Below are 17,439 nucleotides of genomic sequence, written 5' to 3' on the forward strand. Positions count from 1 at the left end.
ACCACCGAGCACTCCCACGCTCTGCGTGGGAGTGCAGCCCAGGACACTCCGCGTCCGCGACGCAGAGCGTCGCAAGAGGCGTTCCCACGCAGAGCGTGGGAACGATCTTGTACATTCATCCTGCCTTTGTTTTGCTGCTCCATCACCCAGATCAATCTTGCTATCGCGCCTCTATTCGCGCACTTAGACTGCGGCCTATTCCCAAATAGGTAAGCCGCCATGTCCGAGACGCTCCTCAGTTCCCGCAATCTGGCTTTCGAGCTGTATGAAGTCCTCGATGCCGAGGGCCTGACCCAGCGCGAGCGGTTTGCCGAACACACTCGCGAAACCTTCGATGCCGCCATCGGCACCGCCCGCCACATCGCCGAAAAGTACTTCGCCCCCCACAACCGCAAGGGCGACGAGAACGAACCGCGCTACGAAGATGGCCAGGCGATCCTGATCCCGGAAGTGAAACCTGCCGTGGATGCCTTCCTCGAAGCCGGCTTTCTCAATGCGGCGCGCAGTTTTGAAGCCGGTGGCATGCAACTGCCGACGCTGCTGTCCCAGGCCTGTTTTGCGCACTTTCAGTCAGCCAATGCGGCTTCCACCTCGTACCCGTTCCTGACCATGGGCGCGGCCAACCTGATCGAGAGTTTTGGCACCGAGGAGCAGAAGCAACGCTTTCTGCAACCGATGATCGAGGGCCGCTTCTTCGGCACCATGGCCTTGACCGAACCCCATGCCGGCTCGTCGCTGTCGGATATCCGCACCCGCGCCGAGCCGGCGGCGGATGGCACCTACCGCCTCAAGGGCAACAAGATCTTTATCTCCGGTGGCGATCACCCGCTGTCGGAAAACATCGTGCACATGGTCTTGGCCAAACTGCCGGACGCGCCCGCCGGGGTGAAGGGCATTTCGCTGTTTATCGTGCCCAAGTTCCTGGTCAACGACGACGGCAGCCTGGGCCCGCGCAATGATGTGCTGCTGGCCGGGCTGTTCCACAAGATGGGCTGGCGCGGCACCACCTCCACCGCGCTGAACTTCGGCGATAACGGCGAGTGTGTCGGCTATCTGGTGGGCAAGCCGCACCAGGGTCTGGCCTGTATGTTCCAGATGATGAACGAGGCGCGGATTGGGGTCGGCATGGGTGCGGTGATGCTCGGTTATGCCGGTTACCTGTACTCCCTGGAATACGCCCGGGAACGCCCGCAAGGCCGCCTGCCCGACAGCAAAGATCCGAACACCGCGCCGGTGTCGATCATCCAGCACGCTGATATCAAGCGCATGTTGCTTACGCAAAAAGCCTATGTAGAAGGCGCCTTCGACCTGGGCCTATATGCCGCGCGCCTGTTCGATGACACCACCACCCTGGACAGCGAAACCGGGCGCAGGCAGGCCCATGAGTTGCTGGACCTGCTGACCCCGATCGTCAAATCCTGGCCCTCGGAGTTCTGCCTGAAGGCCAACGAGCTGGCGATCCAGATTCTCGGCGGCCACGGCTACACCCGCGAATACCCGGTGGAGCAGTACTACCGCGACAACCGCCTGAACCCGATCCACGAAGGCACCCATGGCATCCAGTCCCTGGACCTGCTGGGACGCAAGCTTGCGCAAAATGGCGGTTCGGGCCTGAAGCAGTTGATTCGCCTGATCGCCGAGACCGGCGCACGGGCCCAGCAATACCCGTCACTCACGGCCATGCGCGAACCACTGGAGCAGTTGGTGGCGCGCCTGCAAAGCGTGACCCTGGGGCTGTTGACGGATCTCGCCCAAGGCAAGGTCAACAGCAGCCTGGCGAACTCGGCGCTGTACCTGAAAGTGTTTGGGCATACGGTGATTGGCTGGCGCTGGCTGGAACAGGCGATCCGCGCCGAAGAAGGGCTGGCCAGGGGGAATGCGACGGATGTGACTTTCTATAAAGGCAAGCTGCAAGCGGCCCGGTACTTCCTGACGTGGGAAGTACCGGGCTGCCATCATGAACTGTCGATCCTGCAGGCGCGGGACGATACGTGCCTGGCCATGCAGGATGAATGGTTCTGATCAGGGCTGGCCGATGGCCTTGGCAATCACGTCGACCGTGGCGCTGACTTGCTCTTGGTAACGGTCGAGTTCCTGCTGGTGACGCTGCTGCATGTCGATCTGTTCGGCACATAGATTCAGCGCCGCCAGCACCAGCAGCTTGTCGCCGATCAGGGTCGGGTACTTCTGCTTGGTGGTTGCCAGGGACGCCTTGAGCAGGGTCACGGCCTTGAGCAGGGTGCTGTCTTCCCCATCCGGGGCCTTGATCGAGTAATCCTCACCGAGAATCGAAACGACCTTTATCCCTTCACTCATGCGCTGACAGGACCTGCGCTCACACGCTCAACCAACGCCTGGATACGGGCTGCGGTGGCGCCCTGCTTTTCTTCCTGCTCCATCAGGTTCAGTTGCAAGCTGTCGTTCTCATCCTTGGCGCGGGCCAGCTCGGCCTTGAGGGATTCGTTGGTGCCCAGCAGAGCTTGATTCTGCTGCACCAGGTCACTGACCAGTTGTTCCAGTTGGCTGAGGGATGTTTCTAACATTTTGAATTCTCGGGCTTTTTCAAAGGGCGGTGACGATAAAGAAAATTCACCGTGGAAGCCAGGGTTATCCTGGCGCGCAGCCCCGATTTCACGGGTCAGGCCACGCTGTGGAGCCTTAGTGACTGCATTTACGCCATCTGGTTCCTGAATCCATTCCAATCCGCGCAGGATGCGACAAAAACGCGCACCCCCTCAAGACTTTAGTCGTACGTCCGATAGGTCATGCTTACCCCGCCTCAAAGCCGCACGGATCGCGCCTCTCCCAGGACCACTGCATGTCTCTTCGTAATATGAATATCGCGCCGCGCGCGTTTCTCGGCTTCGCGTGCATTGGTGCGCTGATGTTGTTTCTCGGTGTTTTTGCGCTGAATCAGATGGGCAAGATCCGGGGTGCCACCGAAGACATCACCCTGAGCAGCGTGCCGAGCATTCGCGCCCTCGACGACTTCACCCAACTGACCCTGCGCCTGCGTGTGTTGTCCTACCGCCTACTGACCAACCGCGAGCCGGAGGTGCAACAAAAGACCCTGGAAGCCTTTGAACTGCGTAACCAGCAGATTCGGACAGCCCAGAGCGTGTATGAAAAGCTGATCGACAGCCGCGAGGAACGCTCGGCCTACGACGATTATGTGCGCCTGCTGGGCCAGTACCGGCAGATCGAAGAGCGGATGAAGAGCCTGTCGCGCAACAATCAGATCGAAGAGCTGCGCACCTTGCTCAACACCGAACTGCTGAGCAACTCCGAGGCAGTCAACGCGGTCCTGACGCGTCTGCTGGACATCAACAATTCGATGGCCAACGACAGCAACCAGAAAGCCGCCGAGCAATATGATTCGGCCTTCGAGCTGGTGGTCGCCCTGCTGGTGCTGGCCACGGCGCTGACCATGCTATTTGCCTGGCTGCTGACCCGCAGCATCACCCTGCCCATCGCCCAGGCCCTGGACGCGGCCGAGAAGATTGCCGAGGGCAACCTGACCCAGCCGATCAAGGTCGATGGCGATGACGAAGCCGGCCGCCTGTTGCGCGCGATGAATAAAATGCAGGAGAAATTGCGCGACACCCTGCAGCGCATTTCCGGCTCGGCCACCCAACTGGCCTCGGCTGCCGAAGAACTGAACGCCGTCACCGATGAAAGCGCCCGTGGCCTGACCCAACAGAACAACGAGATCGAGCAGGCGGCCACCGCCGTCAACGAGATGACCAGCGCCGTCGAAGAAGTGGCGCGCAATGCCGTCAGCACTTCCGAAGCCTCGAAAAACGCCACCGCCTCGGCCGGCGATGGCCGCGACCTGGTGCAGGAAACCGTCAGCGCGATTGAGCGCATGAGCGGCGATGTGCAGGGCACCGCCACGCTGATCGGCGCCCTGGCCGAAGAGTCGCGGGATATCGGCAAGGTATTGGATGTGATTCGCGGCCTGGCCGACCAGACCAACCTGCTGGCCCTGAACGCCGCCATCGAAGCCGCGCGCGCCGGGGAAGCCGGGCGCGGGTTTGCCGTGGTTGCCGATGAAGTACGGGCCCTGGCCCATCGTACCCAGCAATCGACCAGTGAAATCGAGCGGATGATCGGCAGTATCCAGGCCGGCACCGAACAGGCAGTGGATTCGATGCGCAACAGCACCGAGCGCGCCGAATCGACGCTCAATATCGCCAAAGGCGCGGGGATGTCCCTGGATACCATCAATAGCGCAATTATCGAGATCAACGAGCGCAACCTGGTGATCGCCAGCGCCGCAGAAGAGCAGGCGCAGGTCGCGCGGGAAGTGGACCGCAACCTGGTGAACATCCGCGACTTGTCGGTGCAGTCGGCCACCGGCGCCAGCCAGACCAGTGCGGCGAGCAGTGAGTTGTCGCGCCTGGCGGTGGATTTGAATGGGATGGTGGGTAGATTCCGTCTCTAACAGACACTGCATCATAAATGTGGGGGCTTGCCTGCTCCCACATTGGTTCTGCGTAAACCTGAAAAGCTTTTTGACAGCGCAGCAATTCAACAGGTTAGAATCGCTGGCACGCAGACTGCATGGTCAGTCTGCGCCCGCCTTATTTTCGGAGTACTGCCTTTGAATGCGACGACCATCAACAGCCTGTTCTTGATCGGCGCGTTGCTGGTAGGTGCGAGCATTCTGGTGAGTTCTCTTTCGTCCCGCCTGGGGATCCCGATCCTGGTGATCATCCTGGCCGTGGGCATGCTGGCCGGCGTCGATGGCGGCGGGATCATTTTCGATAACTACCCAACCGCTTACCTGGTGGGCAACCTGGCATTGGCAGTGATCCTGCTCGATGGCGGCTTGCGGACCCGGGTCGCGAGTTTTCGCGTGGCACTGTGGCCAGCCCTGTCGCTGGCGACCGTGGGGGTGTTGATAACCACCGGCCTCACCGGTATGGCGGCGGCCTGGCTGTTCGACCTCAATATCATCCAGGGCCTGCTGATCGGCGCCATCGTCGGCTCCACCGATGCCGCCGCCGTGTTCTCGCTGCTGGGCGGCAAGGGCCTGAACGAACGGGTCAGTGCCAGCCTGGAAATCGAATCCGGCAGCAACGACCCGATGGCGGTGTTCCTCACCGTGACCCTGATCGACATGCTTGCCAGCGGCCAGACCGGCTTGCACTGGAGCCTGTTGACCCACCTGATCCGCGAGTTCGGCATCGGCGGCATTATCGGCCTGGGCGGCGGCTGGTTGATGCTGCAACTGGTCAACCGGATCAACCTGGCCAACGGTCTGTACCCGATCCTCGTGATCGCCGGCGGCCTGTTCGTCTTCGCCCTGACCAATGCCTTGCACGGCAGCGGCTTCCTCGCCGTGTACCTGTGCGGCCTGGTGATCGGCAACCGCCCGGTACGCAGCCGCCACGGCATCCTGCATATGCTCGACGGCATGGCCTGGCTGGCGCAGATCGGCATGTTCCTGGTGCTGGGCCTGCTGGTCACGCCCCATGACCTGCTGCCCATCGCCCTGCCGGCCCTGGGCCTGGCACTGTGGATGATCCTGTTTGCGCGGCCGCTGTCGGTGGCCGTCGGCCTGCTGCCGTTCAAGGCCTTCCATGGCCGCGAAAAAGTGTTTATCGCCTGGGTCGGCCTGCGCGGCGCGGTGCCGATCATTCTCGCGGTGTTCCCGTTGATGGCCGGCCTGCCCCACGCCCAGCTGTATTTCAACCTGGCGTTCTTTATTGTGCTGGTGTCGTTGCTGGTGCAAGGCACCAGCCTGCCGTGGGTCGCCAAACTCTTGAAAGTGACGGTACCACCCGAGCCTGCGCCGATTTCCCGGGCAGCCCTGGAAGTGCACGTCACCAGCGAGTGGGAGCTGTTCGTCTACCGCCTGGGGGCGGAGAAATGGTGCATCGGCGCGGCCCTGCGCGAGCTGAAAATGCCCGAAGGCACACGGATCGCCGCGCTGTTTCGTGGCCAGCAACTGCTCCATCCGTCGGGTAGTACGGTGCTGGAAGCCGATGACCTGCTGTGCGTGATCGGCCATGAACACAACCTCGCCGCCCTCGGCAAGCTGTTCAGCCAGGCACCACAACGGGGCCTGGACCTGCGCTTCTTCGGCGACTTCGTGCTGGAGGGCGACGCCCAGCTGGGCGCGGTTTCGGCGCTGTACGGGCTCAAGCTCGACGGCATCGACCCGGACATGCCACTGAGCAGCTTTATTACCCAGAAAGTCGGTGGCGCCCCGGTTGTCGGCGACCAGGTGGAGTGGAACAACACCATTTGGACGGTTGCCGTGATGGACGGGAACAAGATCGGCAAAGTCGGCGTCAGATTCCCCGAAGGAAGTCGCCCGGGGCCCGGATTCTTCCTCTAAACTGCGGGGCGACGATGCGCCAGTGGCCATCAGCACGCCCCCTATTCTTCATCTTGTTCGATCGGTCTCTATGACATTCCTGCGCACTTTTTTAGCCACTGCCCTACTGGGTCTGACCCTCTGCGTCAGCCCCGTATATGCCGCCGCCCCGCCAAGCATCGAGAGCGTGCAACAGACCCTGGACAAGCTGCCTGACCGCAAACTGCCCGACGCCGACATGAAGGCGCTGCAAAATGTGTTGCAGCAGACCCTGACCCTGCTGGGCAACAAGCAGGATTACGAGCAACGCCTGACTGACCTCAAGCGTCAGCTCGAAGGCGCGCCCCGCCAGACCACGGAAAACTCCCGTGAACTGGCCCGCCTCAAAAGCACCAAAGTGGTGCCTGTGGCCCAGCGCTACGCCAGCCTGCCGGTGCCCCAGCTCGAACAACTGCTGGTGCAGCGCAGCACCCAGCAGGGCGACCTGCAAAAGGAGTTGGCCGACGCCAACAGCCTGAGCATCGCCGCCCAGACCCGCCCCGAGCGCGCCCAGACCGAAATCAGCAAGAGCCAGACGCGCATCCAGCAGATCAATGGCATCCTCAAGGCCGGCAAGGACAATGGCAAACCCCTCAACGGCGACCAGCGCAACCTGCTGAATGCCGAACTGGCGGCGCTCAATGCCTTGATCCCGCTGCGCCGCCAGGAGCTGGCGGGCAACAGCCAGCTGCAAGACCTGGGCAACAGCCAGCATGACCTGGCAGTGGAAAAAACCGCGCGCCTGGAGCAGGAAATCCAGGACCTGCAAACCCTGATCAACCAGAAACGCCTGGCCCAGTCCCAGGAAACCGTGACTCAGCAGTCCATCGAAGCGCAGAAGGCCGGCGGCAGCAGCCTGCTGACCACGGAAAGCGCGGCCAACCTGAAACTGTCCGACTACCTGCTCAGAAGCACCGACCGGCTCAACGAGCTGACCCAAGAGAACCTGAAAACCAAGCAGTTGCTGGACAACATGACCCAGAGCGATTCGGCCCTGGACGAGCAGATCAACGTGCTCAAGGGCAGCCTGCTGCTGTCGAAAATTCTCTATCAACAGAAACAGGCCTTGCCGCGCCTGAAGGTCGACCGGGATCTGGCGGACGATATCGCCAACATTCGCCTGTACCAGTTCGAGGTCAACCAGCAGCGCGAACTGATCAACTCGCCGAGTGCCTACGTCGATAACTTGCTGGCCAACCAGCCCGAAGACCAGGTCACCCCGCAATTGCGCCGCACCCTGCTGGAACTGGCCGTGACCCGCAGCGACCTGCTCGAGCGCCTGAGCCGGGAACTGAGCGCACTGCTCAACGAATCCATCACCCTGCAACTGAACCAGAAACAGCTGCTCAGCACCGCCGCCAGCCTGCGCGCGACCCTCGACGAACAGATGTTCTGGATCCCCAGCAACAAACCGCTGGACGTCGAATGGCTGGAAGCCGTGCCCACCCGCCTGGAAAAACAGGTCAACACCCTGCCCTGGGCCTCCAGCCTCAGCGAACTGTATGACGGCCTGACCCAGCGCCCGCTGCTGTTCTTGCCCCTGCTGCTGTTGATCGGCGCCCTGCTATGGCGACGTAACAACCTGTACGAGCGGCTGAAAAAAATCCATATGGATATCGGTCACTTCAAACGTGACAGCCAGTGGCACACCCCGATCGCCATCCTGGTGAATATCCTGCTGGCCTTGCCGGTGACCCTCGGCCTGGCGCTGTGTGGCTACGCCCTGCAAATCGATGCCCGTGGGCAGAACGCCAACCTGGGCATGGCCCTGGTACAGATCGCCCAGGCGTGGTTAGTGTTCTACACCGCCTATCGCATCCTGGCGCCGGGCGGTGTGGCCGAACTGCATTTCCGCTGGGAAAAACCCCAGGTCGAATTCCTCCAGGGCTGGATCCGCAAACTGGGGCTGGTGGTGTTGGCGCTGGTGGCCGTGGTGTCCATCGCCGAACATCAGCCGGCGGCCCTGGCCAACGATGTGCTGGGGATCGCTGTGGTCCTGACCTGCTACGGGCTGATGGCCTGGCTGCTCAGTCGCCTGTTGCTCAATAGCCCGACCCATGAAAAGGCCTCGCTGTTTCGCAAGGTGGTCGGCGTGGCGTTTACCGCGCTGCCCATCGCGCTGTTTATTGCCGTGTGTTTTGGCTACTACTACACCGCGCTCAAACTCAGCGACCGCCTGATCAACACCCTGTACCTGCTGATGTTCTGGCTGGTGATCGAAGCCACCTTCGTCCGTGGCCTGGGTGTGGCCGCACGGCGCCTGGCCTACTCCCGGGCACTGGCCAAGCGCCAGGCGGCCAAGGAAGCCGGCGACGGCGAAGTGGTGATTGAGGAACCGACCCTGGATATCGAGCAGGTCAACGAGCAGTCCATGCGCCTGATTCGCCTGGCCTTGCTCGGCGGCTTTATCGCGGCGCTGTACTGGGTCTGGTCAGACCTGATCTCGGTGTTCTCCTACCTGGACAACATCACCCTCTACGAGTACACCAGCGGCACCGGCGCCAATATCAGCATGGTGCCCATCAGCATCGGCGACATGCTCGGCGCACTGATCATCATCGGCATCACCTTCGCCCTGGCGCGCAACCTGCCGGGCCTGCTGGAAGTGCTGGTGCTGTCCAAACTCGACCTGGCCCAGGGCAGTGCCTATGCCACCACCACCTTGCTGTCGTATGTGATTGCCGGTGTGGGCTTTGTGTCGACCCTGTCGACCCTCGGGGTCAGCTGGGACAAGTTGCAATGGCTGGTGGCCGCGCTGTCGGTGGGCCTGGGTTTCGGCATGCAGGAGATCTTCGCCAACTTTATCTCCGGCATCATGATCCTGTTCGAGCGCCCGGTGCGCATCGGCGACACCATTACCATCGGCAACCTGTCGGGGACGGTGAGCAAGATCCGCATCCGCGCCACCACCATCACCGACTTCGACCGCAAGGACATCATTGTCCCGAACAAAACCTTTATCACCGGGCAGTTGATCAACTGGTCGCTGACCGACACCATCACCCGGGTGACCCTCAAGCTTGGCGTGGACTACGGCTCCGATCTGGACCTGGTGAAGGAATTGTTGCTCAAGGCCGCCAGGGATAACCCACGGGTACTGAAAGACCCGGAACCCCTTGTGTACTTCCTGAACTTCGGCGAAAGCACCCTCGACCACGAATTGCGCATGCATGTACGCGATCTGGGCGACCGCAACCCGGTGATTGATGAGGTCAACCGCTTTATCAACCGTGAGTTCAAGAAGCAGAGCATCAACATTTCGTTCCGTCAGATGGAGATTTACCTGAAAAACCTGCACGGCCAGGAATACAAGCTGGTGGAAGTCGAACCCGTGAGCAAGCCGGCGAATGACGGCTCGCCACAACCCACACCGCCGGCCAAACTCGACTAACCGCGCTATCCCCAGCAGAATGCTCGGACATTCTGCTGGAGATGGCCGGTGAAAGCCCTCGACGACCTGACCTTCGACAACCGCTTCGCCCGCCTGGGCGATGGTTTCTCAACCCACGTATTGCCCGAGCCCATCGACGAGCCACGGCTGGTGGTGGCGAGCAACGCCGCCATGGCCCTGCTGGACCTCGACCCGGCCGTGGCCGACACGCCGGTGTTCGCCGAACTGTTCGGCGGCCACACGCTGTGGGCCGAGGCCGAACCGCGGGCGATGGTCTATTCCGGGCATCAGTTTGGCTCTTACAACCCGCAACTGGGGGACGGCCGCGGCTTGCTGCTGGGCGAGGTGTATAACGCGGCGGGCGAGCACTGGGACTTGCACCTCAAGGGCGCCGGGCAAACGCCTTACTCGCGCATGGGCGATGGCCGCGCGGTGCTGCGTTCGTCGATCCGCGAGTTTCTCGCCTCCGAAGCCTTGCACGCCCTGGGCATCCCCAGCAGCCGCGCCCTGTGCGTGATCGGCTCCGACACCCCGGTATGGCGCGAGAAGCAGGAACGCGCGGCCATGGTGCTGCGCCTGGCGCCGAGCCATATCCGCTTTGGGCACTTCGAATACTTCTACTACACCCAGAAAACCGAGCTGCACCAACAACTGGCCGAGCATGTGCTGAAGCTGCACTTTGCCCAATGCCAGGAGCAACCCGAGCCCTACCTGGCAATGTTCCGCGAGATCGTCGAGCGCAATGCCGAGCTGATCGCCAAGTGGCAGGCCTACGGGTTTTGCCATGGGGTGATGAACACCGACAATATGTCGATCCTGGGGATTACCTTCGACTTCGGGCCGTTTGCCTTCCTCGATGACTTCGACGCCCACTTCATCTGCAACCACTCCGATCACGAAGGCCGCTATTCCTTCAGCAACCAGGTGCCCATCGGCCAGTGGAACCTCAGCGCCCTGGCCCAGGCGCTGACGCCATACATCAGCGTTGAAGCCCTGCGCGAGACCCTGGGCCTGTACCTGCCGCTGTACCAGGCCCATTACCTGGACCTGATGCGCCGCCGCCTGGGCCTGACCACCGCCGAGGACGATGACCAGAAACTGGTGGAGCGCCTGCTGCAACTGATGCAGAACAGTGGCGTGGACTACACCTTGTTTTTCCGCCATCTGGGCGACGAATCCGCCGCACTGGCCGTGGCGCGCCTGCGTGATGACTTTGTCGACCGCGCGGGCTTCGATGCCTGGGCCGACGAGTACAAGGCCCGGGTTGAGCGCGACGGTACTGGCAGCGAGGCAGAACGCCGCGAGCGCATGCACGCGGTCAACCCGCTGTATATCCTGCGCAACTACCTGGCACAAAACGCCATCACCGCCGCCGAGTCAGGCGACTACAGTGAAGTGCGAAGACTGCATGAGGTGTTGAGCACGCCATTTGAAGAACAGCCGGGGATGGAACAGTACGCGCAGCGGCCGCCCGATTGGGGCAAGCATTTGGAGATCAGTTGCTCGTCCTAACCCTGCTCAATGAATACGCTCATTTCCGGTCATTCCTTCCACTTGCCGTTATCGCATCTTGCTATGAGCGTTAGTCCCGGGATCAAATTATCGCAGTATGCGATAAGCGCTCAGCAGACCAGTGGTGGTATCTCATACCTGCGTAGGCAGCCTGGATACGCCGTCAAACATGTGCACAGGCAAAAATGTGAGCCCGTGCGTCGCTACCGCCTAACCTTGATAATCTTGGCCCTGGCTCCAAATAGTGTTCATTGGCAACGTCAACGGAACCCCATCATGTCCGATTCTCTTGTAATCCCCTGCCCACACTGCAACGGCCTCAACCGCATCCCCCACGAACGCCTGGGCGATGCCCCGAAGTGCGGGCGCTGCAAGCAGCCGATGTTGCTGAGCAAACCGTTTGAATTGAACCAGGGCGATTATTCCAGCCAGATCAAGGGCGATTTACCGCTACTGGTGGACGTGTGGGCCGCGTGGTGCGGGCCGTGCAAGGCGTTTGCGCCGGTGTTTGAACAGGCCGCCGGGCAGTTGGCCGGCAAGTGCCGGCTGGCCAAGCTCGATAGCGAGGCCAACCAGCAGCTTTCGGCACAATTGGGGATTCGCTCGATTCCCAGCCTGATCCTATTCAAGAACGGCCGGGAAGTAGCGCGCCAGAGCGGGGCGTTTCCGTTACCGCAACTGATGAGCTGGTTGCGTAGCCAAGGGGTGTAACCCCAGATGACAGTGGGTCAGTTGATGCCTCTGCAAGCTGGCCCCCCCTGATCGCAGGCAAGCCAGCTCCCACATTGAGCGTGTTCACTCTTCAGATCAGGCGTTTTCCAGCAAGTTATGCAGCTCCACAAACTGCAGGGTCAGTTTGTGGCGCGGGTCCAGGTGGATCAGCGGTTTGCTTTCCTGATGGGACTCGCGCATGCGCACCGAGCTGGCCAGGTACACCGGCAGCACCGGCAGGCCTTCGGCAATCAACTCGTCCAGCATCTTCTGCGGCAGGCTCGCGCGGGCCTGGAACTGGTTGACCACGATGCCTTCCACTTCGAGGCCTTCGTTGTGGTCCTCCTTGAGTTCTTCGATTTCCGCCAGCAGGCCATACAGCGCCTGCCGTGAGAAGCTGTCGCAGTCGAAAGGGATCAACACACGATCAGCGGCGATCAGCGCCGAAACCGCATAGAAGTTCAGGGCCGGCGGCGTATCCAGGTAAATCCGGTCGTAATCCTCGGACAATTCATCCAACAGCTTTCGCAACTTGTTGATCTTGTGCTTGGCCTCGAGCTTGGGCTGCAGGTCCGCCAGCTCTGCGGTGGCAGTGATGACATGCAGGTTGTCGAAGGGGGTTTCGTAGATATCCACCTGGTTTTTCTTCGAAAACGGCCCGGAAGACAGGGTCTGCTTGAAGAAGTCGGCAATACCCATGGGAATATCGTCGCCCGTCAGCCCCGTCAGGTACTGGGTCGAGTTGGCCTGGGCATCGAGGTCCACCAACAGGGTTCGATAGCCTTCACTGGCACTGACCGCCGCCAGGTTGCAGGCGATGCTGGATTTGCCAACGCCGCCTTTTTGATTGAACACCACGCGCCGCATGGAAAAACCTCCGTGTATCAATGAATGCCCGAGTGTAGAGGGCAAAAGCGCCCGCTCGCTACCTTGATCAAGCTTGTACTACAGCATCTGGGGATGGATCCCGCATAACTATCTCGTAACACGCCAACCAATACAGAGTTACCTGACACCAGACACCCGTAGCCATTGGCGGACAATCACTGATCCTTTTTCGCCGACTTTGTAATATCTCGTGAACAATTCTTTACCAAAGTTTGCTAGAACCCCACAGCACCGGGATAATGCGCGCCACTCGGCCATCGCGCCATGTCCCGTCGCGGCGGGGCAATTTGCAGCACAAGGAAGCCCGCAGGGGCGGGAAATCTTCTCAGTGATCAACTTCAACATCGCCCAATGGCGTGCCTGGGCCCCTGGGCTCGACAGCGAGGATGCCTGGCGCGACTGGTGCCATGCCAAGGTGTTGCTCGCCCAAAGCGATGCCGCGCCCGATGTGTCGTTCCTGCCGGCCATGCAGCGCCGGCGCCTGAGCCGCCTGGCGCGGATGGCCTTCAGCGTCGGCTGGCCATTGGCCGAAGGTTTGCAGGATCTGCCGCTGGTGTTTGTTTCACGTCACGGCGAAACCCCACGCACCCTGGATATTCTCAGCGACCTGGCCAATGACCAGCCCCTGTCGCCCACCCAGTTCAGCCTGTCGGTGCACAACGCGGTAATTGGCCTGTGGTCGATCCTGCGCAATGAAACCAGCGAAATGACTGCCCTGGCAGCCGCGGGCGACGGCCTGGAGCACGGCATGCTCGAGGCCGCCGCCCTGCTCAACGAGGGCGCGCCGGCGGTATTGCTGGTGATTACCGAAGAGCAGCCACCTCCAGCCTACGCACGCTGGATCGACGACGTGCCGTTCCCCTACGCCCTGGGCCTGCTGCTGACCCCAGGCGACGAATGGCAACTGGCGCTGCACACCGCGACTGTCCAACCTGCCAAGACCCAGTGGCCCCATGCCCTGAACCTGCTGTGCGCCCTGCTTACCGAGCAGGGGGCCTGCCAACATGCCTGGAAGAACCGAGTATGGAACTGGCAACGCAAACCCTGACCGACAAGCCCCGGGACGCCTATTACTGGCGCCTGTTCGCCACGGCCGCCAGCTTCGTGCTGTTCGGCCTGGGCGGCCTGTGCCTGCGCCTGCTGGTGTTTCCCCTGCTCAGTTGCCTGCCGGGGGATGCGCAGCAGCATCAGCGACGTGCGCGCCTGACCATCGGCCGCCTGTTCTGGTTCTTTATCAACATGATGTACCGCGCCGGCATTCTCACCTACAGCGTCGAGGGTGCCGAAAAACTCGGGCGCCCCGGGCAGATGATCATCGCCAACCACCCGTCGCTGATCGACGTCGTCGTGCTGATCGGCCTGGTGCGCGATGCCAATTGCGTGGTCAAGCAAAGCCTGTGGCATAACCCTTTCACCCGTGGCCCGGTGAGCGATGCCGGCTATATCAGCAATGACGGCAGCATCGACATGCTCGATGCCGCCGCAGGCGCCCTGAGGGGCGGCCAGACCCTGATTATCTTTCCCGAAGGCACCCGCACCGTACCGGGCAAAGCCCCGGCCTTTCATCGCGGGGCCGCCGCCATCGCCCTGCGCGGTGCGACAATCATCACCCCCGTGGTGCTCAAGGTCAGCCCGACCACGCTGACCAAGGCCGAGCCCTGGTATCGCATCCCCCACCGCCGCTTTCACTTCAGTTTGCAGGTGGGTGCCGATATAGACCCACAGGTGTTTGCCTCACAAGGGCCAGCGCCTCAGGCCTCACGCAAGCTCAACGATTACCTGCATCACTATTTCATTAAGGAGCTCGCCGAAGATGAGCAACCCAAACAGCCTTGAGCACGAAATCAAAACCCTGATCATCGAGGCCCTGGGCCTGGAAGATATCGACGCCTGCGACATTGGCAGCGAGCAACCCCTGTTCGGCGAAGGCCTGGGCCTGGATTCGGTAGACGCCCTGGAACTGGGCCTGGCGATCCAGAAAAAGTACGGCATCAAGATCGACGCCGACGCCAAGGACACCCGCAATCACTTTATCAACGTGGCCAGCCTCGCGGCGTTCGTCACGGCCAGACAGGCAGCTTGAGACCCAACCATGCAAACTCGTGACGATATCTTCAACACCCTGCGCGACGCCCTGGTGGAACTGTTTGAACTGGACCCGGCACGGGTCACTCTCGACGCCAACCTGTACCAGGACCTGGAAATCGACAGCATCGATGCCGTGGACCTGATCGACCATATCAAGCGCCAGACCGGCAAGAAAATCGCCGCCGAAGAGTTCAAGGCCGTGCGTACGGTCAATGACGTGGTCGAGGCGGTCTACCGCCTGGTCCAACCGGCCGCATGAGCCGGCTGATCGGCCTTGGCCTGTTGCTGGTAGGGCTGCTGTACCCTTTTGCGGTGTATTACGGCACGGAGCATTTCGCTCCGTGGCAATTCGGCCTGCTGCTGGCCAGCCTGTGGTTGCTGCGCGCGCTGACCGGCCCGCGACGCCCTGGCAGTGGCTGGATGGCGGCGGCTGCAATTGTGTTTTGCCTGCTGCTGGCCTGGTTCGACAACCCGCAACTGCTGCGCTGGTACCCGAGCCTGGTCAGCGTGTTCATGCTGGCGCTGTTCGGCCTGAGCCTGAAATACGGCCCGCCGATGGTCGAGCGCCTGGCGCGCCTGAGCGATCCGCAATTGCCCGAAAAGGCCATTGCGTACACACGCCAGGTCACCGTGGCATGGAGTGTGTTTTTCTTGTGTAACGGCCTGCTCGCCGCCGCGCTCACCCTGTGGGCACCGCTGAGCTGGTGGACGTTGTACAACGGTCTGATCGCCTATGGCTTGATGGGGCTGTTGTTTGCCGTGGAATGGCTGATACGACAAAGGGTTCGAGGCCGCGTATGAATTGGGTCAATCTTGAGCATCTGTTGCTTGAGCCTGTAGAACTGCGTTTGGTCACTACCGAACCGTCGATGAATCACGCGCAACTGTGCGAGCGGGCCCTGAGCCTCGCGTCCGGCCTGCAAGCCCGTGGCATCCAGCGCCTGGCGGTGCACCTGAACGACGCCGGCGAGCTGGCGATCGCCTTGCTGGGCGCCTGGCAGGCCGGGGTCAGCGTGTTGCTGCCCGCCGACCTGCAACCCCAGACCCGCCAACGCTGGGCCGCTGATGTTGACGCCTGGCTGACCGAAGCGGGCGACCTTGACGCGCTCTACCAGCCCGCAGTTGCCGCCGCCGCCCTTGACCTGGATACCTGCCAGTTGAGCCTGTGCACCTCCGGCTCCAGCGGCGAGCCCAAGCGCATCGACAAAACCCTGCGCCAACTGGCCAATGAGGTCCAGGCCCTGGAAGCCTTGTGGGGCGCCGACCTGGGCGAGGCCTGCATCATCGGCAGCGTCGCCACCCAGCATATCTACGGCCTGCTGTTCCGCGTGCTGTGGCCGCTGTGCGCTGGGCGCACGTTTGTGCGTGAGCAACTGCCGTTCCCCGAAGACTTGCAGCGCGTCAGCCGCCAGCACCCGCACTTTGCCTGGGTGGCCAGCCCGGCCCTGCTCAAGCGCATGGGCGATAATCTTGACTGGGCCGCCTTGAGCACGGTCAAGCGCGTGTTCTCCTCCGGTGGCGCACTGCCCGCCGACGCGGCCGACAGTCTGCATCAACGCCTGCAGCAGTGGCCGACGGAGATCCTCGGCAGCTCGGAAACCGGCGGCATTGCCTGGCGCCAGGGCCACGCGCCGTGGCAGCCGTTTGCCGATGTGCAACTGAGCCAGGATGCCGACGGCACCTTGCGCATTGCCTCGCCGTACCTGCCAGCGGGGCATGTCGAGCAGACTGCCGATGCCGCCCAGATCCACGCCGACGGGCGCTTCGAACTGCTCGGGCGCCTGGATCGGATCGTCAAGCTGGAAGAAAAACGCATCTCCCTGCCGATGCTCGAACAAGCCCTGGCGGATCACGCCTGGGTCGCCGAAGCGCGCCTGGGCGTGGTCCAGGAAAACCGCGCGTCCCTCGGCGCCCTGGTGGTGCTCAGTGGCGACGGCCTGCACGCCTTGCGCAACCAAGGCCGACGGACCGTCACCCAAACCCTGCGCCAACACCTGAGCCAGCATTGCGAAGCCCTGGCCCTGCCCCGCCGCTGGCGCCTGTTGCGGCAGTTGCCGCTCAACCCCCAGGGCAAGCTGCCCCAGGCGCAAATCGAAGCCCTGCTGCAGGCGCCGCGCCCCAAGGCGCCGGACGTCCTGGCGCAGGTCGAAAGCGACGGCGAATGGACCCTGCAACTGAGCATTCCGCCGGACCTGGCCTACTTCAGCGGCCACTTCCCCCACACCCCGGTGCTGCCGGGGGTTGTGCAGGTGGAATGGGCGTTCAATCTGGGCCAGCAACTGCTCGATCTCCCGCCGACCTTTGCCGGCATGGAAGTGCTCAAATTCCAGCAACTGGTGCGCCCGGGCGATGTGGTCGAGTTGCACCTGCGTTTTGATCGCGAGCGGGGCAAGTTGTATTTCGCTTATCGCAATGACAGTGCGGCGTGTTCCAGCGGGCGGGTTTTGCTGGAGAATTCTCATGCATAGGTTGGGTGAGCGCTGCG

15 protein-coding genes are annotated in these 17,439 nt (G+C 62.0%); 12 read left to right on the plus strand and 3 right to left on the minus strand.

The genetic code is table 11. From position 1 onward, the window contains the following. Positions 1 to 219: 219 nt before the first annotated feature. Positions 220 to 2,022, plus strand: a complete 1,803-nt coding sequence (locus JFT44_RS06520; RefSeq protein WP_120731348.1) for an acyl-CoA dehydrogenase — start codon at positions 220 to 222, stop codon at positions 2,020 to 2,022. Here JFT44_RS06520 and JFT44_RS06525 read toward each other — a convergent pair whose 3' ends face one another. Both JFT44_RS06525 and JFT44_RS06530 read right to left on the minus strand, forming a co-directional pair. After that, positions 2,023 to 2,316, minus strand: coding sequence for a cell division protein ZapA (locus JFT44_RS06525; protein ID WP_057437293.1), 294 nt, complete (start codon positions 2,314 to 2,316; stop codon positions 2,023 to 2,025). Continuing rightward, the gene (locus tag JFT44_RS06530; protein WP_029299225.1) at positions 2,313 to 2,543 is read right to left on the minus strand and encodes a hypothetical protein; all 231 of its coding nucleotides are present in this window, start codon (positions 2,541 to 2,543) and stop codon (positions 2,313 to 2,315) included. Before JFT44_RS06530 ends, JFT44_RS06525 begins: the two co-directional genes overlap by 4 nt. A 275-nt stretch (positions 2,544 to 2,818) precedes the next feature. On the opposite strand from JFT44_RS06530, the gene JFT44_RS06535 reads away from it, so the two are divergent. The 5 genes from JFT44_RS06535 (at position 2,819) to trxC (ending at position 11,978) form a co-directional block, all read left to right on the plus strand. Beyond that, positions 2,819 to 4,444 (plus strand): methyl-accepting chemotaxis protein, encoded by a 1,626-nt coding sequence (locus JFT44_RS06535; protein ID WP_057958105.1) that lies wholly within the window; start codon positions 2,819 to 2,821, stop codon positions 4,442 to 4,444. A 159-nt stretch (positions 4,445 to 4,603) separates the two neighbouring features. Beyond that, positions 4,604 to 6,346 (plus strand): potassium/proton antiporter, encoded by a 1,743-nt coding sequence (locus JFT44_RS06540; protein ID WP_057958104.1) that lies wholly within the window; start codon positions 4,604 to 4,606, stop codon positions 6,344 to 6,346. 70 nt (positions 6,347 to 6,416) lie between these two features. Next, entirely contained in the window at positions 6,417 to 9,755 is a 3,339-nt protein-coding gene (gene mscK, locus JFT44_RS06545; RefSeq protein WP_057958103.1) for a mechanosensitive channel MscK, read from the plus strand. Positions 9,756 to 9,803: 48 nt separating this feature from the next. Beyond that, positions 9,804 to 11,267 carry a protein adenylyltransferase SelO gene (gene selO, locus JFT44_RS06550; RefSeq protein ID WP_057958102.1) on the plus strand — a complete coding sequence of 488 codons (1,464 nt, stop codon included), beginning with the start codon at positions 9,804 to 9,806 and terminating at the stop codon, positions 11,265 to 11,267. Positions 11,268 to 11,543: 276 nt separating this feature from the next. After that, positions 11,544 to 11,978, plus strand: a complete 435-nt coding sequence (trxC, locus tag JFT44_RS06555; RefSeq protein ID WP_057958101.1) for a thioredoxin TrxC — start codon at positions 11,544 to 11,546, stop codon at positions 11,976 to 11,978. A 96-nt stretch (positions 11,979 to 12,074) separates the two neighbouring features. Here the strand turns inward: trxC and JFT44_RS06560 are convergent, their stop codons facing one another. After that, a complete protein-coding gene (locus JFT44_RS06560) occupies positions 12,075 to 12,845 on the minus strand; it encodes a ParA family protein (RefSeq protein ID WP_057958100.1) in 771 nt (256 codons plus the stop codon). A 349-nt stretch (positions 12,846 to 13,194) separates the two neighbouring features. Between JFT44_RS06560 and JFT44_RS06565 the strand changes: the two genes are divergently transcribed. The 6 genes from JFT44_RS06565 to JFT44_RS06590 are packed head-to-tail and all read left to right on the plus strand — an operon-like array spanning position 13,195 to position 17,422. Next, a complete protein-coding gene (locus JFT44_RS06565; protein ID WP_057958099.1) occupies positions 13,195 to 13,914 on the plus strand; it encodes a beta-ketoacyl synthase chain length factor in 720 nt (239 codons plus the stop codon). Further along, positions 13,890 to 14,702, plus strand: a complete 813-nt coding sequence (locus JFT44_RS06570) for a 1-acyl-sn-glycerol-3-phosphate acyltransferase (RefSeq protein WP_057437274.1) — start codon at positions 13,890 to 13,892, stop codon at positions 14,700 to 14,702. The genes JFT44_RS06565 and JFT44_RS06570 overlap by 25 nt, the downstream gene beginning before the upstream one ends. Next, the gene (locus JFT44_RS06575) at positions 14,680 to 14,949 is read left to right on the plus strand and encodes a phosphopantetheine-binding protein (protein WP_057958098.1); all 270 of its coding nucleotides are present in this window, start codon (positions 14,680 to 14,682) and stop codon (positions 14,947 to 14,949) included. Before JFT44_RS06570 ends, JFT44_RS06575 begins: the two co-directional genes overlap by 23 nt. 9 nt (positions 14,950 to 14,958) lie before the next feature. Then, entirely contained in the window at positions 14,959 to 15,213 is a 255-nt protein-coding gene (locus JFT44_RS06580) for an acyl carrier protein (protein WP_032862153.1), read from the plus strand. Then, positions 15,210 to 15,755: a hypothetical protein gene (locus tag JFT44_RS06585; RefSeq protein ID WP_057958097.1), complete on the plus strand. Its 546-nt coding sequence runs from the start codon at positions 15,210 to 15,212 to the stop codon at positions 15,753 to 15,755. Before JFT44_RS06580 ends, JFT44_RS06585 begins: the two co-directional genes overlap by 4 nt. Then, entirely contained in the window at positions 15,752 to 17,422 is a 1,671-nt protein-coding gene (locus tag JFT44_RS06590) for an acyl-CoA synthetase family protein (protein ID WP_169989270.1), read from the plus strand. Before JFT44_RS06585 ends, JFT44_RS06590 begins: the two co-directional genes overlap by 4 nt. Positions 17,423 to 17,439: the final 17 nt, after the last annotated feature.

Source organism: Pseudomonas sp. MF5691, assembly GCF_016405645.1.
Lineage (GTDB): Bacteria > Pseudomonadota > Gammaproteobacteria > Pseudomonadales > Pseudomonadaceae > Aquipseudomonas > Aquipseudomonas shahriarae.